The 25,405-nt window shown below is 41.6% G+C and carries 30 protein-coding genes and 1 pseudogene; 21 read left to right on the forward strand and 10 right to left on the reverse strand.

Features of this window, described 5'->3' with window-relative positions; translation table 11 throughout:
• Positions 1-240 (forward strand): IS3 family transposase (locus HMPREF0027_RS08495; protein ID WP_005624219.1); only part of this gene is annotated, 240 nt, incomplete at its 5' end.
• Between the two features lie 61 nt (positions 241-301).
• Here HMPREF0027_RS08495 and nrfD read toward each other — a convergent pair.
• Genes nrfD through nrfA form a run of 4 tightly spaced genes read right to left on the reverse strand, consistent with a single transcriptional unit; the run spans position 302 to position 4,126 of the window.
• A complete protein-coding gene (nrfD, locus tag HMPREF0027_RS08500) occupies positions 302-1,270 on the reverse strand; it encodes a cytochrome c nitrite reductase subunit NrfD (RefSeq protein ID WP_005624220.1) in 969 nt (322 codons plus the stop codon).
• On the reverse strand, positions 1,270-1,947 hold the full coding sequence (nrfC, locus tag HMPREF0027_RS08505) for a cytochrome c nitrite reductase Fe-S protein (RefSeq protein ID WP_005624221.1): 678 nt from the start codon (positions 1,945-1,947) through the stop codon (positions 1,270-1,272). Before nrfC ends, nrfD begins: the two co-directional genes overlap by 1 nt.
• A complete protein-coding gene (gene nrfB / locus HMPREF0027_RS08510) occupies positions 1,947-2,600 on the reverse strand; it encodes a cytochrome c nitrite reductase pentaheme subunit (protein WP_005624224.1) in 654 nt (217 codons plus the stop codon). The genes nrfC and nrfB overlap by 1 nt, the downstream gene beginning before the upstream one ends.
• Positions 2,601-2,620: 20 nt before the next feature.
• On the reverse strand, positions 2,621-4,126 hold the full coding sequence (gene nrfA / locus HMPREF0027_RS08515; RefSeq protein ID WP_005624225.1) for an ammonia-forming nitrite reductase cytochrome c552 subunit: 1,506 nt from the start codon (positions 4,124-4,126) through the stop codon (positions 2,621-2,623).
• A 331-nt stretch (positions 4,127-4,457) separates the two neighbouring features.
• Between nrfA and HMPREF0027_RS08520 the strand changes: the two genes are divergently transcribed.
• From HMPREF0027_RS08520 to rraB, 9 genes are all read left to right on the forward strand, one after another.
• Positions 4,458-5,453: a 2-hydroxyacid dehydrogenase gene (locus HMPREF0027_RS08520; protein WP_005624227.1), complete on the forward strand. Its 996-nt coding sequence runs from the start codon at positions 4,458-4,460 to the stop codon at positions 5,451-5,453.
• 201 nt (positions 5,454-5,654) lie between these two features.
• On the forward strand, positions 5,655-7,307 hold the full coding sequence (gene ilvG, locus HMPREF0027_RS08525) for an acetolactate synthase 2 catalytic subunit (protein WP_005624229.1): 1,653 nt from the start codon (positions 5,655-5,657) through the stop codon (positions 7,305-7,307).
• A gap of 18 nt (positions 7,308-7,325) precedes the next feature.
• Complete coding sequence (ilvM, locus tag HMPREF0027_RS08530) at positions 7,326-7,544, forward strand: acetolactate synthase 2 small subunit (protein ID WP_044024483.1); 219 nt, start codon at positions 7,326-7,328, stop codon at positions 7,542-7,544.
• Between the two features lie 112 nt (positions 7,545-7,656).
• Positions 7,657-8,190 carry an inorganic diphosphatase gene (locus HMPREF0027_RS08535; RefSeq protein WP_005624233.1) on the forward strand — a complete coding sequence of 178 codons (534 nt, stop codon included), beginning with the start codon at positions 7,657-7,659 and terminating at the stop codon, positions 8,188-8,190.
• 169 nt (positions 8,191-8,359) lie between these two features.
• On the forward strand, positions 8,360-10,195 hold the full coding sequence (gene ilvD, locus HMPREF0027_RS08540) for a dihydroxy-acid dehydratase (protein ID WP_005624236.1): 1,836 nt from the start codon (positions 8,360-8,362) through the stop codon (positions 10,193-10,195).
• Between the two features lie 127 nt (positions 10,196-10,322).
• Positions 10,323-11,153: a ZIP family metal transporter gene (locus tag HMPREF0027_RS08545; protein ID WP_044024484.1), complete on the forward strand. Its 831-nt coding sequence runs from the start codon at positions 10,323-10,325 to the stop codon at positions 11,151-11,153.
• A 39-nt stretch (positions 11,154-11,192) separates the two neighbouring features.
• Positions 11,193-11,615 (forward strand): DUF805 domain-containing protein, encoded by a 423-nt coding sequence (locus tag HMPREF0027_RS08550; RefSeq protein ID WP_005624239.1) that lies wholly within the window; start codon positions 11,193-11,195, stop codon positions 11,613-11,615.
• A gap of 283 nt (positions 11,616-11,898) precedes the next feature.
• A complete protein-coding gene (gene yihA / locus HMPREF0027_RS08555; protein ID WP_005624241.1) occupies positions 11,899-12,519 on the forward strand; it encodes a ribosome biogenesis GTP-binding protein YihA/YsxC in 621 nt (206 codons plus the stop codon).
• 1 nt (position 12,520) lies between these two features.
• Positions 12,521-12,952: a ribonuclease E inhibitor RraB gene (gene rraB, locus HMPREF0027_RS08560; protein WP_005624242.1), complete on the forward strand. Its 432-nt coding sequence runs from the start codon at positions 12,521-12,523 to the stop codon at positions 12,950-12,952.
• A 58-nt stretch (positions 12,953-13,010) separates the two neighbouring features.
• Here rraB and tusA read toward each other — a convergent pair whose 3' ends face one another.
• On the reverse strand, positions 13,011-13,250 hold the full coding sequence (tusA, locus tag HMPREF0027_RS08565) for a sulfurtransferase TusA (protein WP_005624245.1): 240 nt from the start codon (positions 13,248-13,250) through the stop codon (positions 13,011-13,013).
• A 24-nt stretch (positions 13,251-13,274) separates the two neighbouring features.
• On the opposite strand from tusA, the gene pepQ reads away from it, so the two are divergent.
• From pepQ to nudC, 5 genes are read left to right on the forward strand one after another with little or no spacing between them, the layout of a single operon-like run.
• On the forward strand, positions 13,275-14,606 hold the full coding sequence (pepQ, locus tag HMPREF0027_RS08570; protein ID WP_005624247.1) for a Xaa-Pro dipeptidase: 1,332 nt from the start codon (positions 13,275-13,277) through the stop codon (positions 14,604-14,606).
• Between the two features lie 22 nt (positions 14,607-14,628).
• Positions 14,629-15,093 carry an FxsA family protein gene (locus HMPREF0027_RS08575; protein ID WP_005624249.1) on the forward strand — a complete coding sequence of 155 codons (465 nt, stop codon included), beginning with the start codon at positions 14,629-14,631 and terminating at the stop codon, positions 15,091-15,093.
• The gene (locus tag HMPREF0027_RS08580; RefSeq protein WP_005624252.1) at positions 15,093-15,941 is read left to right on the forward strand and encodes a DMT family transporter; all 849 of its coding nucleotides are present in this window, start codon (positions 15,093-15,095) and stop codon (positions 15,939-15,941) included. The genes HMPREF0027_RS08575 and HMPREF0027_RS08580 overlap by 1 nt, the downstream gene beginning before the upstream one ends.
• On the forward strand, positions 15,942-16,640 hold the full coding sequence (locus tag HMPREF0027_RS08585; protein ID WP_005624253.1) for a pseudouridine synthase: 699 nt from the start codon (positions 15,942-15,944) through the stop codon (positions 16,638-16,640).
• Positions 16,640-17,428: an NAD(+) diphosphatase gene (gene nudC / locus HMPREF0027_RS08590; RefSeq protein ID WP_005624256.1), complete on the forward strand. Its 789-nt coding sequence runs from the start codon at positions 16,640-16,642 to the stop codon at positions 17,426-17,428. Before HMPREF0027_RS08585 ends, nudC begins: the two co-directional genes overlap by 1 nt.
• Before the next feature lie 72 nt (positions 17,429-17,500).
• Here nudC and HMPREF0027_RS08595 read toward each other — a convergent pair whose 3' ends face one another.
• The 3 genes from HMPREF0027_RS08595 to trxB all read right to left on the reverse strand — a co-directional run bounded on the left by HMPREF0027_RS08595 (position 17,501) and on the right by trxB (position 19,862).
• Complete coding sequence (locus tag HMPREF0027_RS08595) at positions 17,501-17,926, reverse strand: YidB family protein (RefSeq protein ID WP_005624258.1); 426 nt, start codon at positions 17,924-17,926, stop codon at positions 17,501-17,503.
• A 123-nt stretch (positions 17,927-18,049) separates the two neighbouring features.
• Positions 18,050-18,802 carry a 3-deoxy-manno-octulosonate cytidylyltransferase gene (kdsB, locus tag HMPREF0027_RS08600; RefSeq protein ID WP_044024485.1) on the reverse strand — a complete coding sequence of 251 codons (753 nt, stop codon included), beginning with the start codon at positions 18,800-18,802 and terminating at the stop codon, positions 18,050-18,052.
• A 106-nt stretch (positions 18,803-18,908) separates the two neighbouring features.
• Entirely contained in the window at positions 18,909-19,862 is a 954-nt protein-coding gene (trxB, locus tag HMPREF0027_RS08605; protein ID WP_005624262.1) for a thioredoxin-disulfide reductase, read from the reverse strand.
• Between the two features lie 170 nt (positions 19,863-20,032).
• On the opposite strand from trxB, the pseudogene dhaK reads away from it, so the two are divergent.
• The 3 genes and pseudogenes from dhaK to dhaM all read left to right on the forward strand — a co-directional run bounded on the left by dhaK (position 20,033) and on the right by dhaM (position 22,135).
• Positions 20,033-21,103, forward strand: a pseudogene (gene dhaK, locus HMPREF0027_RS08610) (dihydroxyacetone kinase subunit DhaK).
• Position 21,104: 1 nt separating this feature from the next.
• Positions 21,105-21,731, forward strand: coding sequence for a dihydroxyacetone kinase subunit DhaL (dhaL, locus tag HMPREF0027_RS08615; RefSeq protein ID WP_005624267.1), 627 nt, complete (start codon positions 21,105-21,107; stop codon positions 21,729-21,731).
• Between the two features lie 8 nt (positions 21,732-21,739).
• Positions 21,740-22,135 carry a dihydroxyacetone kinase phosphoryl donor subunit DhaM gene (gene dhaM / locus HMPREF0027_RS08620; protein ID WP_005624269.1) on the forward strand — a complete coding sequence of 132 codons (396 nt, stop codon included), beginning with the start codon at positions 21,740-21,742 and terminating at the stop codon, positions 22,133-22,135.
• 74 nt (positions 22,136-22,209) lie between these two features.
• Here the strand turns inward: dhaM and HMPREF0027_RS08625 are convergent, their stop codons facing one another.
• Both HMPREF0027_RS08625 and glpE read right to left on the reverse strand, forming a co-directional pair.
• Positions 22,210-23,055 (reverse strand): co-chaperone YbbN, encoded by an 846-nt coding sequence (locus HMPREF0027_RS08625; protein ID WP_005624271.1) that lies wholly within the window; start codon positions 23,053-23,055, stop codon positions 22,210-22,212.
• Between the two features lie 44 nt (positions 23,056-23,099).
• The gene (gene glpE / locus HMPREF0027_RS08630) at positions 23,100-23,426 is read right to left on the reverse strand and encodes a thiosulfate sulfurtransferase GlpE (protein ID WP_005624273.1); all 327 of its coding nucleotides are present in this window, start codon (positions 23,424-23,426) and stop codon (positions 23,100-23,102) included.
• Between the two features lie 192 nt (positions 23,427-23,618).
• On the opposite strand from glpE, the gene exbB reads away from it, so the two are divergent.
• The 3 genes from exbB to HMPREF0027_RS08645 are packed head-to-tail and all read left to right on the forward strand — an operon-like array spanning position 23,619 to position 25,375.
• Positions 23,619-24,062: a TonB-system energizer ExbB gene (exbB, locus tag HMPREF0027_RS08635; protein ID WP_005624275.1), complete on the forward strand. Its 444-nt coding sequence runs from the start codon at positions 23,619-23,621 to the stop codon at positions 24,060-24,062.
• Positions 24,063-24,106: 44 nt separating this feature from the next.
• A complete protein-coding gene (gene exbD / locus HMPREF0027_RS08640) occupies positions 24,107-24,496 on the forward strand; it encodes a TonB system transport protein ExbD (RefSeq protein WP_005624277.1) in 390 nt (129 codons plus the stop codon).
• Between the two features lie 9 nt (positions 24,497-24,505).
• Positions 24,506-25,375, forward strand: a complete 870-nt coding sequence (locus HMPREF0027_RS08645; RefSeq protein WP_005624279.1) for an energy transducer TonB family protein — start codon at positions 24,506-24,508, stop codon at positions 25,373-25,375.
• Positions 25,376-25,405 lie beyond the last annotated feature (30 nt).

The following is a 25,405-nucleotide window of genomic DNA, read 5'->3' on the forward strand; positions in this document are numbered from 1 at the left end:
CTGAGAAAACATCATATTAGACAAAGTATGTCGAGAAAAGGGAATGGCTTGGATAATGGGGCAATGGAAAGTTTTTTTGGGCGATTGAAAACGGAATGTTACTTTGGTAAGCGATTTGAAACTTTCGAACAGCTTGAGAAAGTGATTCATGCGTACATTCATTATTACAACAATGAGCGTATTCAAGTGAAATTAAAAGGACTGAGCCCTGTACAATACAGAACGCAGTCCTTAAATTAAACAGTCTAACTTTTTAGGGTCAGATCAAAAAGTTAGGGCTTGTTGACATATTGCAGTAGAACTAGCTAGCGATAGTGAGCTGCCCTGCATATAGAATGAAGTAACGTAAGCAAAGCACGCCAATTAAATCCAGTATAGAGATTAAGACGATAAACTTCACGTTATGTTTTAATTTATGACTCCCGAAGATATTTGCTACTAACGGAATTAAAATACCGATAAACAGTACGCCAATCCAGAAAATTGCGCCCCAGAAGCCGGATAATGCATTATGTAATGCTAACTGTTTATCTGCACCACCAAAGTGTAAGCCAACAAAGAATGCCACTAATAAGCCTAATTCGGTAACCATAATCGGTACTTCGAATTTATGGATAAAGTGTACTTCTTTGCTTTCGCCGGATAATTTACCCGCAAGTAAAATGACGAGGAACGTCGCCGCAATCCCGGAAGATGTACCTGACGCTAAAAAGAGCGCCGGTAATGCTGGGTTATTCAGCATCGGATAACTGATTAAGGCTGAAAGTAAGAAGCCGGTATAAGCACCTAGCACGGCAGCAAAGATGAAGAGGATAAACTCAACCGCTTTTAAGCCTTTACTTTCAACAACATCAATCCAATTTAAAATAAATTTAAATGCCGGTAAGTAACGGTTTACTAACACTGCCACCCAATCTTTGAACATAATGGCGATCCATACAACCAGCACGGCCATATAAAGTTGGAACAACATTACCCCCATCGACATTACAGAGGTGAAGTTATAGTTAAACATTAACTTCCAGAATGTCCATGGTTTAGTTAGGTGGAAAATAAGTAAAGTTAAACCGATTAGAGTTGGAATAGTCCCTAAAATAGCAGCACTGCGGATTACCCAGTTTTCGCTATTTTTCTCGATTTTATTACCGCTATTACGGTAAGCAATCGCTAACTGCACCGCACCTGATGAAATACCTAATAAGAAAAGGTAAATAGCAATGGTGCTGTCCCACACTAAATTTGGGGTTTGGAATGGAATATAGTCGTTCATTATCTATGTTCCCCCTTGCCAAATGGAATGTGGTATAAGTTCGGCTCTGTACCTAAAGCTACTTTGGTACGATACACAGGGTTCTCATGTACTTTTTTGTACACTTCGCTATTGCGATCGTTCATATCACCGAAAGTTAATGCTTTAGTCGGACAAGCTTCTACACAAGCAGGTTGTTTGCCTTCCGCAAGATTGGTATCACGACAGAAGTTACATTTATCTGCTGATTTTTTCTCCGGATGAATAAAACGTACACGGTATGGACAAACTGCAATACAGTATTGGCAACCGACACATAAGTCTGAATGTACGTCAACAATACCGGTTTCCGGATCAACGAATGATGCGCCGGTCGGACAAACGGCTACACAAGGTGCGTTTGTACAATGTTGGCAAGATTGACGGAAAAATTCATACTCTACGTTAGGGAATTCACCATACGGCTCGCTACGGATAATTTCTAAACGAGAAACACCTTCCGGCACTTTATTCGTTGTACGGCACGCGTCCATACAAGCGGTACAACCGATACAAGAGGTTTCATCGTGCACCATCGCATAGCGAATTTTTTTCTCTTCTTTCTCAGTAGCAAGAGTTACTGAGGTAGCAAGCTCGGTGCTTGCTACGACAGCGATCGCACCTGCCCCTGAGACGAAGTCTCTACGGGTGCAAGTCATTATTTATTTTCCTTTGCTTTGAGTGAGTCCATTTCAGGCGTTTTAAATTCGCCTGCATGGATTTTCGAATGACAATCTGTACAAAGTTTAATACGTTGTTTTTCAGGAATGTCTTTCATCGGCTCTTTTTCTGGGTGAAGTTCATGACAGTTAGTACATGAGATTTTCGTTGCATGAGTATCATGCGCCCAGAATTTTTCACGTAATTTATCCGCTGTATGACAAGCTACACACACTTGGTTTTGTTCGTTCACCGAACGCTCAAGTGAAGGATTACTTGCTTTACCGTGCGGATTAAAACGCATTACGTCTTTTACACCTTTACGGTGGTTTTCAGAAATATTACCGTGGCAGCTTACACAAGTGATTTGTTCACCGCTATTTGGGCTTTTCACATCTTTTTGGAAGTGTTTGCCCGCATGGTGAAACGGCTTACCGGTTGCGTTTGCAGATTCATGGCATTGCACACAATATTTGTTCGGATCACGACGTGCATCTTCTGCTATTTGTGCATCACTTGCTTGCTCTGTCCAAAGTGGTTTTGGCTGTTGCGGCATATCCGCTTGGGAAGCGGTTGAAATTGCAAAGAAACTTGCAAAAGCGACCGCTTGGAGGGCGATTGCTCGCCCTGCTTTTGAGATAATGTTTTTCATAATTTCACCTCAAGCTTCTATTATTTCGCTTCTGCTTTTGGTGCTGCAACTGCGTTTGGTTCTTCTACTGCAGGTAATAAGCCTTTTTTACGAGCTTCCGCATCCCATTGTGGAACGACTGTACGTAAAAATTCTGCTTTGTCTGTTTCTAATTTTGGCATATTCAAGCCAATCGCTTTTTGTGCTTTTTCTCTCGTAGAAATATCTGGAATAGCAACCGGTGTTGTTACGCCATGTTTCGCTAATACTACACCGAGTTTCGCACGTGCATCTGCTGCGCGGTCAATACCTGTTGCAATCACATGTAACATTGCATCCGGAGCGTGCATATGGCTACCGTGACCAGCTGCTGAGTAATCCCAACGCCATTGAGCATGACGAATTGCCGTTAAGATATCTTTCATCTCTTCTTGTGTTGCACCAGCATCCCAAGCTGCTTTCGCTTCAAAATGTGCTTTCACTAATTGATCTTCTAAACGAATCATTGCTTCTTTCACTTGATGTTTATGTTCTTTCACACGTTTCTCAAGTGTTTCTTTACTTTGTTCGTGACAAGTTTTACACGTTACGTCGAATTGATCGAACGGGTTACCGATTTTGTGATCCGTATAAACTTTACCGTCTTTATCTTTCACTTTCGGCATATGACAGTCGATACAAGTTACACCATTTTTACCATGTACACCTTGAGACCAAACTTCAAAATCCGGATGTTGTGCTTTTAACATAGGTGCTTTAGATAAAGCATGCGTCCAGTCAGCGAATTCAATTTCATCATAGTATTTCTCAATACTAGCGACATCTACGCCTTTATCCCATGGGAAAGTTACGTCTGTTTTACCTTTGAAGTAATACTCAACGTGACAGTTCGCACATACCGCAACACGTTTACCATGTTTATCTAAATCTTCGAATTTCCAACCTACCGTTTCTAACGCACGTAATACATGTGGACGAGCAACACGTAATGCTGGTTTGCCTTCTTCAAACTCTTTAGATTTTGTGTCATGACAGTCTGCACAACCGATTGAGTTTACGATTTCAGCACCGTATTTTGCCCATTTAGGATCAAAATAACCACGTTCACCTTTTTCTTCGATTAAGCGAGGCACATCTGGACCTTTACATGTCCAACAAGCCATTGGCTGAGGACCATCATTTTCATCTTTCGGCGCACCAGTGCGTAAAATTTCACGTACGTCTGTTACAGCATAATAGTGACCACGAGGTTTGTTATACTCTGCGGAAAATAAATAACCAGCCCATAACACAACATAACGAGGATCTACTTCTAATGCACTACCACGGTCGGTTGATTCAGAAGTGGCTTTCCATGAGTTATATTGAAGCGGATATTTTTCAGCAAATTTATGGTTTGCTGATTCTACTACCACTCCTAGTTTTTCATGTTTTAAAGCTTTATCGGTTAAAGACGGCGATTTTGCTTCCTCCGCCCATACTGACGATGATAAACATCCCAACATTGCAATGGTTGCCATTGCTAATTTTTTAGTTAAACGTTTCACGTTGTGTCCCCCACAAAATACTGATAGAAATGAGAACTTTTCTTATTAAAAACAATAAGATAAACATTGCGTTTCACGCGTGAGCATAGAATAAAATAGATAATATTTACTAGGTGAATCTTAACTTTTATTGAAATAAATCAACAAAAAAATCACAAATACTCCTTAAGAGGTATGTGTTTTTCGCTTACCTAACCATTCCTTTTTATGATTTGCTGTAATAAAAGAAATATAAATCAGACTGGGGTTAAATTGACTTTTTTAGAATTGTTCTTAAAATAAACAATAACCAACTAAAAAAGTAGGATTTATTTATCTTGCAGGAGTAATCATGAAAATCGCCGTTTACAGCACTAAAAATTACGATCGTAAATATCTTGAATTAGCCAATCAACCATATGGCTTTCAGCTTGAATTCTTTGACTTTATGTTAAGTGAACGCACCGCCAAAATGGCGGAAGGTTACCAAGCGGTGTGTATTTTCGTAAATGATGATGCGAGCGCTAATGTCTTGGAATCACTCGCTAAAGTCGGTGTAAAAATTGTGGCGCTACGCTGCGCCGGTTTTAACAATGTTGACTTAAAAGCAGCTCAAAAACTGGGATTACAAGTCGTGCGAGTACCGGCTTATTCGCCGGAAGCGGTTGCCGAGCACGCAGTTGCATTAATGCTAAGTTTAAACCGCAGTATTCACCGTGCTTATCAACGCACACGAGATGCGAATTTCTCTTTAGAAGGCTTAATTGGCTTTAATATGTATGGTAAGACGGTCGGTATTATTGGTACCGGCAAAATCGGTCTCGCCACGATGCGGATCCTCAAAAGTTTCGGTATGGAGATCTTAGCATTCGATCCATTTAAAAATCCTGCTGCCGAAGCGATCGGCGCCAAATATGTTGAACTTGATGAGCTATATGCGAAATCTCACATTATCAGTTTGCACTGCCCGGCGACACCGGAAAATTATCATTTATTAAATAAGCAGGCTTTTGACAAAATGCGAGACGGTGTGATGATTATAAATACCAGCCGTGGCGGGTTAATTGATTCTTCTGCGGCAATTGAGGCCTTAAAGCAACAACGTATCGGTGCATTAGGTATGGATGTCTATGAAAATGAACGTGATTTATTCTTCGAAGATAAATCGAACGATGTCATTTTAGATGATGTTTTCCGCCGTTTGTCTTCTTGCCATAACGTACTATTTACCGGACACCAAGCATTTTTGACGGCTGAAGCGTTAACCAATATTTCAGAAGTCACGCTAAGTAATATTCAACATATTCATAATAATGAAGCGTGTCCAAATCTAGTGTTAGCATCTTAACCCCAACAAGCGGTCAATTTTGCGTATTTTTTTGCAAATTTTACGCCAAAATTGACCGTTTTCTTTCCATACTCCCTTTCTCTTGTTGAATTTCCCACATTTTTGCTGATTACGGGTTTAAAAATTCTTAAATTTATGTTATCAATAACGCCTTTAATTTTATAAATTTAATTAAATAATTATAACTAGGGCACAACAAGAATGAACGGTGCAAATTTAGTCATTGAAAGTCTAAAAGCACAGGGCGTGACCACGCTATTCGGTTATCCGGGCGGTGCGATTATGCCTACTTACGATGCGCTTTACGACTCAGGTTTAGATCATTTATTAGTTCGCAATGAACAAGGTGCGGCAATGGCTGCCATTGGATATGCGCGTGCAACGGGTAAAGTGAGTGTTTGTATCGCGACATCCGGTCCCGGAGCAACCAACCTAATTACCGGCTTGGGTGATGCGGCATTAGATTCAATTCCGGTGGTGGCGATTACCGGTCAAGTTGCTTCACATTTAATTGGTACGGATGCTTTCCAAGAAGCGGATGTATTAGGTCTGTCACTCGCTTGTACCAAACATAGTTTCATCGTTCAAAATGTAGAAGAATTACCTGAAATTATCGCACGTGCATTCCAAATCGCACAAAGCGGTCGCCCAGGCCCCGTGTTAGTCGATATTCCTCGTGATGTGCAATTAGCTCCTACATCGGGTAAACCGGTTGTATACACCAAAGAAGCGCCAACCGCTCAAAATGCGGAAAACCTTGCGCAAGCTAAAGCACTTATCGCCCAAACTAAACGCCCTGTATTATATGTCGGCGGTGGTGTTGGTATGGCAGGTGGTGTACAAGCGGTCAGAAATTTCTTGAAAATTACCAATATGCCGTCTGTTTCCACCTTAAAAGGTTTAGGCACTATCGAAGCGGATGCGCCGCTTTATATGGGAATGATTGGTATGCACGGCACCAAAGCGGCAAACTATGCGGTACAAGAATGTGATCTGCTGATTGCTTGCGGTGCACGTTTTGATGACCGAGTAACCGGTAAACTTGATACCTTCGCGCCACACGCCAAAGTGATTCATATTGATATTGATAGCGCTGAAATTAACAAATTACGCAAAGTACAGGTTGCATTACAAGGCGATTTGATTGAAGCGGTAAATGCTTTAGCGCAACCGTTAAATATCGATCCTTGGCGTGAAGATGTTAAACGCTTAAAAGCAGACTTAGATTTCCAATATGTCGATAATGCAGGTGAAGGCGATATTGATGCTAAGGCATTGCTAAACACGCTTTCACAGCGTAAACCGAAAAATGCGATTATCACCACGGATGTAGGTCAACACCAAATGTGGTCTGCGCAACATTTACAGCATTTTGCGCCGGAAAATTTCATTACCTCGGCAGGCTTCGGTACGATGGGCTTCGGCTTACCGGCGGCAGTCGGTGCGGTAAAAGCTCGTCCGCATGATCCGGTGATTTTAGTTACCGGTGACGGCTCGATTATGATGAATATTCAGGAATTCGGTTCTATCAAACGTGGTAATTTGCCAGTCAAAATCTTATTACTAGATAACCAACGTTTAGGTATGGTGCGCCAATGGCAATCGCTTTTCTTCCACGGTCGTCACAGTAACACGATTTTAGACGATAACCCTGATTTCGTGGTTCTCGCTTCGGCATTCGGTATTAAAGGCGAACGAATTGAAAAAGCCGCTGAAGTATCAGATGCAATCGACCGCTTACTAAATGCGGAAGGAGCTTACTTATTACACGTTTGTATTCCGGAAGAAGATAACGTATGGCCGCTTGTGCCGCCGGGTGCGTGTAACGCAGATATGCTAGATGATGAAGTTTAAGGGTTGAGGAGAATAATGATGCAACGTTATGATTTAACTATTAAAGCGAATAAGCGTCCCGAAACACTTGAGCGCATTTTACGAGTGATTCGCCACCGAGGTTTTGAAGTTCTGAATCTGCAAGCGGTCAATTCCGGCGAAGAAATTGCAATTCAGCTCACACTTCAAAGCCAGCGTGATATTTCGTTACTTACCGCACAACTTGAAAAATTATTTGATGTCTTAGCGGTGAGCTAACCAATCAGAGATAGCGTCAAAGCGAAATACTGTATAAAATAAGCTACTGTTTGGCGAAGCAATACTGTTTCGCCCATTTAACCAACCATTTATTGATCAATAAGGAAATAAAATGGCAGATTTTAACCAAATCTTAACTCCGGGTGATGTTGATGCAGGTATCATCAACGTTGTAAACGAAATTCCAGAAGGCAGCTGCCACAAAATTGAATGGAACCGTAAATTAGGTGCATTCCAATTAGATCGTGTTGAACCGGCTATCTTCGCAAAACCGACTAACTACGGTTTCATTCCACAAACATTAGATGAAGACGGCGATGAATTAGATGTGTTATTAATTACTCGTCAACCGTTAGCGACTGGAGTATTCCTTGAAGCGAAAGTTATCGGCGTAATGAAATTCGTTGATGACGGTGAAGTAGATGACAAAATCGTGTGTGTACCGGCAGACGACCGTGACTCAGGTAATGCATATAATTCATTAGCAGATTTACCGGCACAATTAATCAAACAAATCGAATTCCACTTCAACAACTACAAAGCACTGAAAAAACCAGGTTCAACTGTTGTTCAACACTGGGGTGATGTAGAAGAAGCGAAAGAAGTAATTCGTGAATCAATCAAACGTTGGGACGAGCAAAAATAATCTTCCCGCGTAACAATAAAGGCAATTCACTCCGAATTGCCTTTATTTTTAATAATATGCAAAAATAACCCAAAAATTGACCGCTTGTTTTAGGATTTTAAGCGGTGTGCTAATATATTAGCGTCTATTTATCCATTACAAACACAACTGAAATAACATTGGAGAGATTATGCCTATTTTACGTTCTGCAACCTCAACGCAAGGTCGCAATATGGCAGGCGCACGTGCATTATGGCGTGCAACAGGAATGAAAGAAAACGACTTCGGCAAACCAATTATTGCCGTGGTAAACTCATTTACCCAATTTGTACCGGGTCACGTCCACTTACGTGATATGGGTAAACTGGTTGCCGAACAAATTGAAGCAGCCGGCGGTGTTGCAAAAGAATTTAATACCATTGCGGTAGATGACGGTATCGCAATGGGGCACGGCGGTATGCTTTACTCATTACCAAGCCGTGATTTAGTCGCTGACTCGGTGGAATATATGGTCAATGCGCACTGTGCCGATGCGATGGTGTGTATTTCAAACTGTGACAAAATCACCCCAGGAATGTTAATGGCAGCAATGCGTTTAAATATTCCAGCGGTATTTGTGTCAGGCGGTCCGATGGAAGCGGGTAAAACCAAATTATCCGATCAACTAATCAAATTAGACTTAGTTGATGCCATGATGAAAAGTGCCGACAAAACCGTGTGTGACGATGACGTAGATGCGATTGAAAAATCCGCTTGCCCGACTTGCGGTTCATGCTCAGGTATGTTCACCGCCAACTCAATGAACTGCTTAACCGAAGCATTAGGTTTATCTTTACCGGGTAACGGTTCAATGTTAGCTACCCACGCCGACCGTAAAGAATTATTCTTAACTGCCGGTCGTCAAATCGTTGAGCTTTGCAAACGTTATTACGAACAAGACGATGCGAGCGTATTACCGCGTTCAATCGCAACCAAAGCGGCATTTGAAAATGCAATGAGCTTAGATATCGCGATGGGCGGTTCAACCAATACGGTTTTACACTTACTAGCTGCAGCACAAGAAGCAGAAGTGGATTTCACTATGGCGGATATCGACCGCTTATCACGTAAAGTGCCATGTTTATCCAAAGTTGCGCCGAATACCAATAAATACCATATGGAAGACGTACACCGAGCCGGCGGTATTATGGCAATTTTAGGCGAGCTTGAGCGTGCCGATTTATTACATTCAGATACATGTACCGTATTAGGTATGACGATCGGTGAACAGATTGCTAAATATGACATTACCCTCACAAAAGACGAAGCGGTGCATAAATTCTTCCGTGCCGGTCCGGCGGGGATTCGTACCACTAAAGCATTCTCACAAGATTGCCGTTGGGATACGGTAGATGATGACCGTCAAAACGGTTGTATCCGTTCAAAAGAATTTGCCTATAGCCAAGACGGCGGCTTAGCAATGCTGACCGGTAATATCGCACTGGACGGCTGTATCGTAAAAACCGCCGGTGTAGATGAATCCATCTTAAAATTCACCGGTGATGCGATTGTGTTTGAAAGTCAAGAAGAAGCGGTGGAAGGCATTTTAGGCGGTAAAGTACGTGCCGGTCATGTGGTGATCATTCGTTACGAAGGCCCGAAAGGTGGTCCGGGTATGCAAGAAATGTTGTATCCGACCACTTACTTAAAATCAATCGGCTTAGGTAAAGAATGTGCACTATTAACGGACGGTCGTTTCTCCGGCGGTACATCCGGTTTATCTATCGGTCACTGCTCACCGGAAGCGGCTTCCGGCGGTACCATCGGTTTAGTACGTGACGGAGATAAAATTGCGATCGATATTCCAAACCGTTCAATCCAACTTTTAGTTTCAGATGAAGAATTAGCAGTACGCCGTGCGGAACAAGATGCGAAAGGCTGGAAACCGGTAAATCGTCAACGTGAAGTTTCAATGGCATTAAAAATGTTCGGTCACTTCGCAACCTCTGCCGACAAAGGTGCGGTGCGTGATAAAACCAAACTATAAAATCTATTAATTAAAACTTATAAAAGCGGTCAAATTTCGCTAGAAAATTGCAAAATAATTTGCAAAAATTCGAGTAAATTTGACCGCTTTTTGATCTCTGTTTGAGATCAGTTTATTAGGAATGTGAATATTAGATTTGTTCTTATCGCTAAACCCGATTTTACAAGCGTTTATTGCCGGTTTATTTACTTGGGGATGTACCATTTTTGGTGCGGCTTTTGTCTATTTCTTTAAAACGGTAAATCGAAAATTGCTGGATGTGATGATGGGCTTTACCGCCGGTGTGATGATTGCCGCTTCTTTCTGGTCGCTCCTCGCCCCTGCACTTGAATATGCCGAGCCGAGCTATGGTTCGCTAGCATGGCTGCCGGCAGCCATTGGTTTCCTCGCTGGCGGTTTCTTTTTACGTATGATTGACCATATTGTTCCACACTTACATCTAAGTAAACCGCTTGCCGATGCGGAAGGAATGCCGAAGTTCAAAAAGCATTTATCCAAAAGTATGCTATTGTTTTTAGCTATCACTATTCACAATATTCCAGAAGGACTTGCCCTCGGAGTAACATTTAGTGCTTTAGCCTCAGATGTAGCCGATCACCAAGCCATGCTCACCGCTGCTCTCGGCTTAGCCGTCGGGATTGGTTTACAAAACATTCCGGAAGGTTCGTCCCTTTCTCTACCGCTAAGAGGCGAAGGACAAAGCCGTAAAAAAGCTTTCTTGTGGGGAGCGATGTCTGCGGTGGTTGAGCCGATTGCTGCGGTCATCGGCGCCGCATTTGTACTTTCTATGACCGCAATTCTGCCTTATGCGCTTGCATTCGCTGCCGGTGCAATGATCTTCGTAGTGGTGGAAGAGCTGATTCCCGAGTCACAAAGCGGCGGTAACACCGATATTGCCACCTTAGGTTTAATGCCGGGATTTGTAATTATGATGGTATTAGATGTCGCTTTAGGCTAAGCTACGCTTTTATTTTGATCGTTACCCAAAGGAATTTGTATGATTTGGTACAAAGTACTGTTTTCACTTCAAGGAAGACTCAATCGTCAGGGCTTTTGGATCGGCTTTACGATTAACTTTATTTTCTTATTTATTGTTGCAAACTTTTGGTTAAATTCGACCGCTTTCAATCTGATCAGTTTGCTTCCGCTTGCATTATCGATATATAGCTTATCTGCAGTCATTATTAAACGCCTACACGACCGAAACCGCTCAGGCAAAGCGGTTATCATGGCATTTGTGCCGGTTGTGTGCTATGGTGTATCCCTTTCAGCCCAAGGCACAATGCAATGGCTACTCGGGATGATGATGCCGATGTTTATCGGTACGATGTTGTTGCTGGAATGGGGTGTATTTAAAGGTAATCCGCAAGCGAACCAGTATGGGGAAAAGGGGTTAAGTGTAAAATTCCTAGCACGCTAGATCAATGTTACTTTTCTTTGCGTTGCAAAAGAAAAGCAACCCTACTTCACCGCTTATCTTCGCTTAGTTGAAATTTGCTTAACGGAACATTTTAGATTCGCTTCGCTCAAGAAAAATGTTCCTACAAATTGCAACACACTCAGGCGGTTCAGAAGGGAACCCAGCCCAAACTGCCTAATATATACTTTCTTTGGCAACGCAAAGAAAGTAGGAAAAACTTTTAAAGATACTTAAACTTAAATATTAATTAATATTTCTTCTTAAATTAAAAGAAACACTAATAATGCTCAAACTAAACTATCACAAAACTCATTTTTTAACTTCTGCACCGGATATCCGTCATTTACCGGAAGACAATGGTGTAGAAATTGCCTTTGCCGGTCGTTCAAACGCTGGTAAATCTACTGCTCTCAATGCATTAACCAACCAAAAAAACTTAGCAAGAACTTCAAAAACACCGGGGCGTACTCAGTTAATTAACTTATTTGAAGTCGAGCCGAATTGTAAACTCGTCGATTTACCGGGATACGGTTATGCGGCGGTGCCGGAGCAAATGAAGCTCCAATGGCAAAAAGCGTTAGGTGAATACCTACAAAAACGTGAATGCTTGCGTGGCGTGGTTATCCTAATGGATATTCGCCACCCGTTAAAAGATCTCGACCAACAGATGATCGAATGGGCGGTATCCACACAATTACCGGTGTTATTGCTATTAACTAAAGCGGATAAACTCAGCCAAAGCGCAAGAAGTAAAACGGTAAAAATGGTGCGAGAAGCGATTTTACCATTCCAAGGCGATATTCAAGTCGAAGCCTATTCTGCTCTAAATAAAATTGGTATTGATAAACTTTCCGACAAATTAGATAGCTGGTTTGCCGAACAATTCCTCAATCAAGGAGCATAAAATGTACGATTTTAATGAATTACGCCAAGAAACGGATGAGATCATCGAAAACCTATTAAAAGACGGTTCGGATCCTGATGCGCTTTATATTATTGAACACCACGTGGCACACCGTGATTTTGATAAACTGGAGAAATTAGTGGTGGATGCTTATAAACTCGGCTATGAAATTTCAGAAGCGGAAGAAGTTGAAGAAGAAAACGGAAAAGTGATCTTTGTGTGCGATATTGTGAGCGAAGTCAACTTAAATGCTGACATCATTACTGCCCAACAAAAAGAATTACTGCCACTGATTGAAAAAGTCGGTGCGGAATATGAAGGTTGGGGTACTTATTTTGAAGATCCGAATGCGGAAGATGATGAATACGGTGAAGACGGTGAATTTTTCTATGACCAAGATGAAGATTCTGAGTTTGACGAAGAAGAAATCTGACGTCATTAATAGTTAAAAAATCCCCCATACGCTCGTGTGGAGGATTATTTTATTGCGCTTAAAGCCCTTTTTTGACCCAATAACGATACGGGGTATTTTCTATTTCGCTATTTAACAATTGATGATCCATAAATTCACAGAAACTTGGAATATCTCGCGTGGTAGTAGGATCGTCCGCCACAATTAATAAAATCTCGCCTTCTGCCATATTTCGAATGGTTTTGCGAGTGAGCATTACCGGCTCCGGGCAACGTAGCCCAAGCGTATCTAATGTTTGATCAATTTTTATATCCTTCATATTTTTCTCTTATGTTTTTATCTTATGAAACTATTATTTACACAACACATCAAACGACTACAACAAGTCGTTCAAATGATTTTAGAAACTAACTTTCTCAGCGGTTTATGGATTCACTCCGGCACGGCTCGCTATCATTTTTTAGATGATCAAACCGCCCCCTTTAAAATAACCCCACATTTTAACTACTTCTTCCCTTTTCCGACAGCAGAAAATTGCTGGTTATTTTTAGACGGCAAAAATAAACCGACCGTCTATTTCTATGCGCCGAACGATTATTGGCATACGCCACCGACTGCCCCGACAGATGCTTTTTTTGCCGATGAATTTCAGTGGATGATTTTGCAAGATGCCCAAGAAATTGCAAAATTTATCCAAAATCCGACCGCTTGCGCCTTTATCGGTGCAGATGAAAACTTGGCAAAATCGCTTGGTTTTAACCAAATCAATCCGCAAAAAGTACTGAATCAGCTCCATTTCGAACGTTCGATTAAAAGTGAATTTGAAATCGAAGCAATCTACCAAGCACAATTTGCGGCATTAAAAGGTCATCAGGCGGCAAAACAAGCCTTTTTTGAGGGGAAAAGTGAGTTTGAAATTAACCTCGCTTATCTAAAAGCCAGTCAGCAATCCGATTTAAATGTGCCTTATGGCAATATTATTGCCATCAATCAACATTCGGCTATTTTACACTATACCCAGCTTGATTGTGTTCCTAATCCGCAAAAACAAAGTTTTCTGATTGATGCCGGTGCAACCGTACACGGTTATGCCTCCGATATTACTCGCACTTATGCGGCTGATCCTAAGAGCGAATTTGCAGCAATGATTAAGCAAATGGAACAATACAAATATCGCATTATTGAGCGGCTTGCTGTGGGTGTAAACTATCTGAGTTATCATACGCAAATGCAGCAATGGATTGCTGAAATGCTGCACCAATATGATTTTGTTCGCCTTACACCGGAACAAATTTTTGAAGAAGGGATTTCCAGAGCCTTTTTGCCACACGGTTTAGGACATTTGCTTGGATTACAAGTACACGATGTCGCCGGTTTCCAACAAAATCATCGTGGTACTCGCAAATCACCGCCGGAGGTTTATCCAAGTCTGCGCTGTACTCGTGATTTGGCGGAAAATATGGTGCTGACGATCGAACCGGGGTTCTATTTCATTGATATGTTGCTGAATCCGTTGCAAAATAGTCCGCTTGCACGTCATATTAATTGGCAAAAGATAGCTGAATTTAAACAATTCGGCGGTATCCGCACCGAAGACAATATTGTAATGCGTTCACAAGGAGCGGAGAATTTAACCCAAAAAGCGGAAATTGAACTTCAACTTTCTGATCATTAAAGCATTCAAATAAGGAACTGTTATGCCATTTCTTTTTATCTTATTCGGCATTTTTCTGTATATCTACTTCGAGATCTCACTACTGGTCTCAATCGGCTCCCAAATCGGGGTACTACCGCTGATTTTGTTACTGATCGGTATTTCGGTATTAGGCTTATGGTTTGTGAAATTACGTGGGTTATATACCATTTATTCAATTCGTAGTGAATTAAGCCAAGGCAAAATCCCGACACAAGCGGTTATCGGCTCACTCCTGTTTATTTTAGCCGGCGTTTTTTTAATTATTCCCGGCTTCTTAAGCGATATTATTGCGATCTTATTAATGTTGCCGATGACTCGTCAGATTGCCGAACGTTATTTAATGAAATTCTTTAAAGCGAAAGTGCGTTTCAACCATTTTTCAAGCGGTCAATTTTCACAGCAAGATAACAATACCTTCGATGCCGAATTTGAACGCAAACAAGATCAAGATAAATGGATTAAATAGTGGATAAACATACGCTTGCACTATTGAAAGTGCATTTTACCGCAATCCTTTTTGGTGCATCCGGTATTTTCGGTGCATTAATTGAAAGCAGCCCGGATACACTTGTGCTTGGGCGAGTGATGATTGCGCTTGTTTGTATCTCTTTGTATTTTATATGGAAAAAACAACCGCTTGTAAAACTCACTCACCAAGAATTATTTAGCCAAATACTTTCCGGTGTATTACTCACCGCCCACTGGGTGACCTTTTTTACTGCGGTGCAAGTAGGTGGTGTCGCCTTAGCAACCTTAGGCTTCTCCAGCTTTCCTGCTTTTGTCGCATTATTTGAAATGCTCTTTTTTAGAGAAAAACTCAGTTATCGTGAAGGCTTTTTATTGGTTGCGATTACTATCGGCTTAATTTTGGTCACACCGGAATTTACTTTTGGCAATCAAGCGACATTAGGGCTTTTGTGGGGCGTTTTATCCGCTTTAGTCTATGGCATATTAGCAATTGTAAACCGGAAAAACATGAGCAAATTATCCGGCACACAAACAAGCTGGTGGCAATATTTAGTAGCGATGTTGATCCTTTTACCTTTTTCGACGACAAGTTTGCTCAATGCTCCTGCCCTCGATTGGTTTTGGATTTTCTGTATCGGCTTTTTCTGTACTACACTGGCATATACGCTATTTGTCTCCAGCCTCGATACGATTAACGCTCGTACTGCTTCAATGATTATCTCGCTTGAGCCGGTATATGCCATTGCAATTGCGTGGCTATGTTTTAACGAAGTACCAACTATCAAAATGTTGATAGGTGGTGCGATTATTTTACTCTCGGTCGCTTGGGCTAACTTAAAGAAATAAATGATGTTTAAAGCTAAATTTAATCAAAAAAATAAACCTCGTTCTGCAACAAACAAACCGAACTTGCAAAATAGAACCAAAAAACAACCGCTTAAACCACAACTTTCGTTTGAAGATACTGTGGTTGTGTTGTTTAACAAGCCGTTTGACGTGTTAACCCAATTCACTGATGAACAAGGGCGACAAACGCTGAAAGATTTTATTCCGATTCCACAGGTTTATCCAGTCGGCCGTTTAGATCGTGACAGCGAAGGCTTATTGTTACTGACTAATAACGGTGAAATTCAGCATCGGTTGGCAAATCCCAAATTTGAAAAACAGAAAACTTATCTCGCACAGGTGGAAGGTATTCCGCAAGCTGCCGATTTAGCCAAGTTAGAGAAAGGTGTTGAACTGAAAGACGGCTTAACTAAACCGGCAAAAGCGAAAGCAATTTCCGCCCCGAATTATGAATGGCAAACCGCCCCGAAAATTCGAGAACGAAAAACCATTCCAACCAGTTGGATCGAGCTAAAAATTCACGAGGGAAAAAACCGTCAAGTACGCCGAATGACCGCTCATATCGGCTTTCCGACCCTACGATTAATCCGTGTCGGTTTAGGACAATTTCAGCTAGGCGATTTAGATAGCGGTGAATATCGTATTTTAAATGAGACGGGAAAACGCCAATTATTTCAACAAATTGACTTAAAAATTTAATGATTTCGGGAGCAAATATGAAAAGTTATTGGGTATTAGTACATCAATTTGAGATTGCTTTAAAAGATGATGAGATTCCTTTCGGCACCGCCGAACAATTAGGTTTAGCCGGCTTTGCTAAATTACAGGTTGGAACATATCAAAATTCACCGGTTTTTCTGGTGCAACTGGATGAACAAGCGGTCGAAAATCTGCAAAATTTTACCATGGTGAACCTACGCACACAGATTGCTCGTCCGGCGGAATTCGCTCATCTGTTACACCGAGTGGTTTCACTTAATCATTTCCTCAATACGCATAAATTCTGCGGCAAATGCGGCGCTCACACCGAACTTGCTAACAACGAAATTGCCGTACATTGCCCAAATTGCCAACATCGTAGCTACCCGACCATCAGCCCGTCTATTATTGTAGCGGTACGCCGTGGACGACAAATTTTACTCGCCAACCACCTGCGTCATAAAGGTACGATTTACACCACATTGGCCGGTTTTGCTGAAGCCGGTGAAGCGATCGAAACCACCGTTCAACGTGAAGTATGGGAAGAAAGCGGCTTAAAAATCAAAAACATCCGCTATTTCGGTAGCCAACCGTGGGCATTCCCAAACTCACTAATGTTAGGCTTTCTCGCCGATTATGAAAGTGGTGAAATCACGCTACAAGAGGAAGAAATCTTCGATGCAAAATGGTTCGATTGCGATCAACCGCTCCCAGAACTACCACCGGAAGGTACAATTGCATTGGAACTCATCAAAGAAACGTTGAAGATTTGCCGAGAGGAAAGATAACAATAATTTTATAAAGGGCTAATTAAGCCAAAACAAAAACAGGGAGAACTAAATTCTCCCTGTTTTTTAATATTAACTAAATAGCTTACCTAATACACCTTTCGCCGCTTGTGCTAGTAGATCGTTGGTATTCAAGTTTTGTAAATCTGGTAATTGACCGTCCGGTGTTAATGTATCAACGATTTTCGGTAAAAATTCCGCTAATAAATCCCCCGCATCTTTTTCTTCTACACCAGCTTCTTGTGCCGCTGCTTGCAGATTTTCTTGACCGAATACATTTGCGATTTGCTCGCCTGATACCGGTGCATTTTCTTCATCCGCACTGATCCACGTTTTTAATAAATCGTCTAAACCGCCTTGTTGTAATTTAGCGATAATACCTTCAACACCACCTTGAGATTGTAGTAATGCTTGAATTAATTGAAGTGCTGTTGATTGATTGCCGTTACCGTCACTTAATACAGATGATGCGATTGAGCCTAAAATATTTCCTAACATAGGTTTACTCCGAGAAATGTGCCTAAGCACGTTTTTATTTACTGAGTGGCTACTCAGCCTAGATAATTAAGCGGTCTGATTTGCAAAATTTTTTGCAATTTTGACCGCTTGTTTCTACCGATTCTAAACCAGAATTCGGCGAACACGTTCCAAATCTTCTTGCGTATCCACTCCCACTTGAGGTGCTTGTTTGGCAAGTTCGATATGAATTTTTTCTCCGTACCATAACGCACGTAATTGTTCTAATGATTCCAATTCTTCTAATTGCGTCGGTTGCCAAGCCACATATTGTTTTACAAAGCCGGCACGGTATGCATAGATCCCGATATGGCGTAAGTAATTTTGGCTTGCAACAAAAGCGTCATCACAGTCTGCGAAATGATCACGAGCAAACGGGATCGGCGCACGTGAGAAATAGAGTGCTATACCGTTTTTATCTGCCAGCGCTTTGACGGCATTCGGATTGAAAAGCTCTTCTTTAGTGGTTAATTTTACCGCTAATGTCGCCATATTCACTTGGCAGTGATCTAAATTTTCTGCCACTTGTGAAACGATCACCGGCGGGATCAACGGCTCATCACCTTGCACATTCACGATAATTTCATCATCGGCAATCTGCATCTTTTCAATCGCTTCTGCTAAACGCTCCGTGCCAGAATTATGTTGATCTGAAGTCATACATACTTCCGCACCAAACGCTTTGGCTGTTGCTTCAATCTCCGGATGATCAGTCGCAATAATCACACGTGTTGCACCGGCTTGTTGCGCTTTTTCCCATACGTGCTGAATCATCGGTTTGCCGGCAATATCTAACAACGGTTTACAAGGTAGGCGGCTTGAAGCGTAACGTGCCGGAATAATCACTGTAAAATTCATAACATTTCCTTTATAAGAAACACGGAACATCCACTCGAATCAACATGGCAAAATTCTTGTGAAATTTAACCGCTTGTTTGAATGAAGCTAATGTTCCGTAAAATATTTAGGCTTCTAACGCATCTAAGAAACGTTCTGCATCTAACGCCGCCATACAACCCGTACCGGCAGAAGTAATCGCTTGGCGATAGTTATGATCCATAACGTCACCGGCAGCAAATACGCCTTCTACGCTAGTTGCGGTCGCATTGCCTTCTAAGCCCGATTTCACTTTAATGTAGCCGTTATCCAATTCAAGCTGACCGTCAAAAATTGCGGTATTCGGTGCATGACCGATCGCGACAAAGAAACCATCCACTTTAATTTCTTCTTTGCTCTCATCTTTGGTAGAAGCTAAACGCACACCGGTTACGCCCATATTATCGCCTAACACTTCTTCGACCGTTCTGTCGGTGTGAAGAATGATTTTGCCTTCTTCCACACGCTTCTGTAAGCGACCTAATAAAATTTTCTCAGCACGGAAGCTGTCACGGCGATGCACTAAATGTACTTCGCTAGCAATATTGGCTAAATATAACGCTTCTTCAACTGCGGTATTACCGCCGCCAACTACTGCAACCGGTTTGTTACGATAGAAGAAACCGTCACAAGTTGCACAAGCCGACACGCCTTTGCCTTTAAAGGCTTCTTCAGAAGGTAAACCTAAATATTTTGCCGATGCACCTGTTGCGATAATTAACGCATCACAGGTAAAGGTATTAATATCGCCTTTTAAAGTAAACGGACGCTTAGATAAATCCACGCTATTAATGTGGTCGAAAACGATTTCCGTATTAAATTTTTCTGCGTGTTTCAGCATTTTATCCATTAAGCCAGTACCGGTGGTATGCTCATACTCACCCGGCCAGTTTTCAATTTCATCAGTAGTAGTTAATTGACCGCCTTGTTGCATACCAGTTACCAATACCGGATCTAAATTCGCACGAGCGGCATAAACGGCTGCGGTATAGCCTGCTGGGCCAGAACCTAAAATTAAAAGTTTTGCGTGTTTAACTGTCATTATTTAATCCTTATCAATAAATATTGTTGTTATTTTAGCGTAAATTTAGCTGTAACTCTATTTTTGTTTTCACTCATCTTTTTTTTCGATTTTGTGAAGTAACTAACAGAAATTCGCCTCGAATTTTGGTTAAATTGGGACAAATTCTTCTTTTAAAAGGATATCCGTCTATGAAAAAACTTATCAATTCAATCTAAGCTGTCTTACAAGAACAATTAGCCGGTTTTGCCAAAGCTCATCCTACCCTTGTTCTTAATACCGAACCGACTTATGTACGCCGAGATGACGCACCGGTTGCCGGTAAAGTGGCATTGATTTCCGGTGGCGGGAGCGGACACGAACCGATGCACGCCGGTTTTGTTGGTAAGGGAATGTTAGACGGTGCTTGTCCGGGTGCTATTTTTACCTCTCCGACCCCAGATCAAATGTTTGAATGCGGTTTAAATGTCGATAGTGGCGAAGGTGTGTTATTACTTATTAAAAATTATACCAGTGACGTTTTAAATTTTGAAACCGCAACCGAACTCCTTGCCGATAGCGGCGTAAAAGTTGCAACCGTACTTATTGATGATGACGTAGCGGTCAAAGACAGCTTATATACCGCCGGTCGCCGCGGCGTTGCCAACACCGTGTTATTAGAAAAACTATTAGGCGCAGCGGCAGATAAAGGCTACAACTTATCGCAATTAGCCGAGTTAGGTTATAAGTTGAATAATGCCGGACATTCGATTGGCATTGCGCTTAGCGCTTGTACCGTACCGGCAGCAGGTAAGCCGTCTTTCACTTTAGCCGAAAACGAAATGGAATTTGGCGTAGGGATTCACGGCGAACTAGGCATCGAACGCCGTCCGTTTGAGAACCTCGATAAAACCGTACGCCAAATGTTTGAAACACTCATCGCACACGGCGATTACGAGCGTACTGTACGCCGTTGGGATAACGATACTCAACAATGGAACGAAGTGTTAGATAAAAAACAAACATTACAAAAAGGCGATCGTGTGATTGCGTTAGTGAATAACTTAGGTGCAGTACCGCTTTCAGAATTATATGGTGTTTACAACGTACTAGCGGATTGTTGCGAACAATTCGGTTTAACGATTGAACGTAATTTGGTCGGTTCATTCTGCACCTCACTCGATATGCAAGGCCTATCCATTACTTTGCTGAAAGTCGATGATCAAACCTTAACACTTTGGGATGCACCGGTTAATACACCTGCATTACGTTGGGGAGAATAAAATGGCGATTTCAAAACAACAAATTCTGCAATGGCTTGAAAATTGTAATCAAGTGATGACTGAACAACGAGATTTCCTCACACAGCTGGATACCGAAATTGGTGACGGCGATCACGGCTTAAATATGCAACGTGGTTTTAGTAAGGCATTAGAAAAAGTCGCTAGCGTAAGCGATAAAGATATCGGTACTATCTTAAAAACGGTCGGTATGACATTACTCTCTCAAGTCGGCGGTGCGATCTGGCCTTTATACGGTACTTTATTTATCAAAGGTTCACAAGTTGCTAACTGTAAAGAACAGCTTACTTTTGAAGAACTTGTCAGCGTCTTCAAAGCCGGTGTGGAAGGCATTGTCGCTCGCGGACGTGCAGAGCTAGGCGATAAAACCATGTGTGATGTTTTGCTTCCGTTGCTTGATGAATTAGCTCAAGCGGATCCATCTCAGCAGGAAGCCGTTCTACTTCAACAAGCGGTCGAAAAAGCCAAAAATTTTGCAAATGCAACGGTACCGATGATGGCTAAAAAAGGACGTGCTAGCTATTTAGGCGAACGCAGTATCGGTCATGCGGATCCCGGTGCAACGTCAAGTTATTATCTTATCAAAGCCTTAGCGGAAGTGGTTAAATAGGAGTAGTAATGGTTAATTTAGTGATTGTTTCGCATAGTAAACAGCTTGGAGAAGGCGTGGCAGAAATTACACGCCAAATAGCACAAGGATCGTGCCAAATTGCTGTGGCTGCCGGTATTGATGATCCGGATAATCCGATTGGCACGGATACGCTAAAAATTATGAATGCGATTGAAGAAGTCTTTAGCGAAGACGGCGTGGTAATTTTTGTCGATCTCGGCAGTGCGGAAACCGCGATTGATTTACTTGAGCCTGAAAAAGCGGAAAAAGTGGTAATTAGCTATGCGCCGTTGGTTGAAGGCGCATTCGCTGCAGCAGTCGCTGCTGCCGGAGGTGATGATTTAGCTTCAGTATTACAAGAAGCAAATGAAGCGGCTGCATTAAAGCAGCAACAAGCGGTCTAATTTTCTGAAAAATTCACCTCAATAAAAAATGAGGCGGAATAATACTTCCGCCTCATTTTTTGCTTCAAATACAATTAATAGAGTAATGAATAAAGCTGGCGTCTGAATTTCGGCACAATAGGATCGTTACCTAAAGCGGAAAGAATCGCTAAAAATTGACTTTTTACCTCTCCGTTTGTGCTATTTAAATCGGCTTTCAGCCAATCAAACAGTAGCACTAACGCCTCTTCATTTTTATGTGCTTGATGTAACTGGTTTGCTAAACGAATCGCAATTTCCGGCGTTTTGTTATTTGCATAATCGGCTTGTAATTGCTGTAATTCAGGCGATTCATTCGCTTGTTCTAACAACTCGATCTGTGCCTGTAAACCGTTCCAACGACTATCGCGATCTTGAATCGGAATCTGCTTTAAGATTTCTCGAGCTTCTTCCACTTTCTTCATCACAATAAAAGTTTCTGCATAAAGCAATGCGAAATCACTGTTTTTCTTATCGGTCATTTCCCAAGCTGATTTGAGTAGCGGCAACGCCTCTTCATAACGCTGATCTTGCAACAATTCCAAAGCTTGATTAAATTTAAGCTCTTCTTCTTTCGGTAAAATATTGGCTAAACGAACTCGCATTTCTTGCTCGGAAATCGCCCCTTGAATCATATCAACCGGTTGCCCGCCGGCAAAAAGGTACATGGTCGGAATCGTTTGAATTCTAAATTGAGCTGCCAATGCTTGCTGTTCATCACAATTTACTGTAGCTAATAAAAATTGCGCCGGATTTTCATCCGCTAATCGGCGCAATAATGAATCCATTTCAAGTGAAGCCACTTCTCTCGGTGAGATAAAATTAAACACGACCGGTACTTGTGCCGTAGCATTCCACACTTCACTAAAATTACTTTCGGTGACATTGACAAAATAATTCATACTCTTTCCCTAATCTAAAAAAACCAGCAAATTATACCTTATTTTTAGTAAGCCGTTTCAATCGGTAAACCGCTTCTTTCCCAGCCGTCAAAGCCGCCTTTTACACTATATACACGATCAAAACCCTGTTCGACTAAAAATTGCGCCGTATTACGGCTACTTACGCCATGATAACAAATCACAATTACCGGTTCTTCATAATCGACTTCATCTAAAAAACGTCCATAGCTTTCATTAGTCAAATGAAACGCATCCTGCGGGTGACTATAAACATAACGGCGTACATCTCGAATATCCACAAGTATCGCGCCTTCGTTTTCGATTAACTCCCATGCTTGCTGCGGACTAATTTCAGTAAATGTTTCGCTCATATTTTGCCTTACACCTTATTTATATTTAAAAAAATAACGAGTAAATATAGCATAATCTATTTATAAAAAATAAACGAGAATACCTATTATTACCAGTTGAGTTTTCTGCCTCACTTTAGTATAATTCACGAACCATTTTCATTATACAGTATCACCTGTCTTCTATATTTTTATATCGTATCCGAGGATTTTATGGAACAAATGCTTGAACTTTTACAAGATCATGTAGATTACATTATCTTAGGTTTATTATTATTAATGAGTGTTGTGTTAGTATGGAAAATTATTGAACGTGTTCTATTTTATAAACAGCTTGATGTCACAAAATATGAAACCATCCAAGATTTAGAGATCGATACAACTCGTAACCTCACCACTATCTCAACTATTGGTGCTAATGCGCCTTATATCGGTTTATTAGGAACCGTATTAGGTATCTTACTTACCTTCTACCATTTAGGTCATTCCGGCGGCGAAATTGACGCTGCATCAATTATGGTACATTTATCACTTGCACTAAAAGCAACTGCGGCAGGTATCTTAGTTGCAATTCCGGCAATGATGTTCTACAGCGGTTTTAACTGTAAAGTAGATGAAAGCAAACTTAAATGGCAAGCCCGTAAAGCCAATCAATAGGCGGTCAAATTTCACTTATTTTTTGCAACTCAATCAGGTTTCTTATGAAAAAATTTGACGAAATTAATATTATTCCGTTCATCGACATTATGTTGGTGCTATTAGCGATAGTGCTTGTTACGGCTTCATTTACTTCACAAGGTAAAATCCAAGTGAATGTGCCGAAAGCTACCACGACTCAAGCGATGAAAGCGGATGAATTAGCTAAACTTCTTACGATCACAGAAAACAACGAGTTCTATTTCAACGATCAACCAATTACTAAAGAAGCACTTACTAGTGAGATTGCCACTTGGGACAAAACCCAAAAAGTAACCTTAAAAGTAGATGGTGCGGTAGCATTTGAAAAATTTGTTGAACTCGCCGATGTACTCTCTGCGAATGAAATTAAAAACGTCGCTATCGTAACGAAGAAAGATACAGCCCAAAAATAGGATACGAGTATGAAGAAAAAACATTCTCGTATAGGGTTAGTCAGTTCTATTGTTATTCATACCTTTATTTTTGCCGGTTTCATTTCGATAGTAAAAAGTTCTCATTCGGACGGTCAGCCTGAAGATAATGTAATGTCGATGGAATTATTTGCCGCTTTATTAGAACAGCCTCAAGTTGCGGTGGCAGAAGAACAACCTACACAAGCGGAACCGGAAAAACAGCAAGCAGAACCGGAGCCGGAACCTGAAGCAGAGCCAATTCCTGAAGCAGAGCCGATTCCTGAACCGAAGCCTCAGCCTAAACCGAAAGAAAAGCCAAAGGAAAAGCCGAAGGAAAAGCTAAAAGAGCAACCGAAGCCTAAGGAAAAAGAAAAACCTAAAAAAGAGAAAGCTAAAGATAAGCCGATAAAGGCATTAGAAAAAGGCCCTGAAGCGAAACAAGGTATTGTTGCAAAAGCCATACCGAATACAGTGCAAGGTACTCAAGCACGAGCTGGCATCCCGAATGGTAAACCAAACGGCAATCCTAACGGTATCTCAGCGAACGGCTTCTCAAATGGTGCAGCGGGCGGCAGTGGTAGCGGCAGCTCTGGCAGTGAAATCGGTGCTTATAAAGCGGCATTACAACGTGCATTACAACGCCGAGCCAATAATGCTTATCCCGCTCGAGAAAAAATGATGCGTAAAACAGGTGTGGTTACCATCGGCTTTACCATATCGCCTTCCGGTGATTTAACCAATGTGAAAGTGTTAAACAGCTCCGGTAACAGCACTCTTGATAACGCAGCAGTCAAAGCGGCACAAAGTACCAAAGTGTCACCGCCGCCGGCCGGTTTCCCAAGTAGTGTTACTGTTCCGGTAAAATTCTCGATTGAATAAATCTTACCAATAAGCTCCTCTGTGATCTGA

The sequence above is a fragment of the Actinobacillus ureae ATCC 25976 genome (assembly GCF_000188255.1).
Taxonomy (GTDB): domain Bacteria; phylum Pseudomonadota; class Gammaproteobacteria; order Enterobacterales; family Pasteurellaceae; genus Actinobacillus; species Actinobacillus ureae.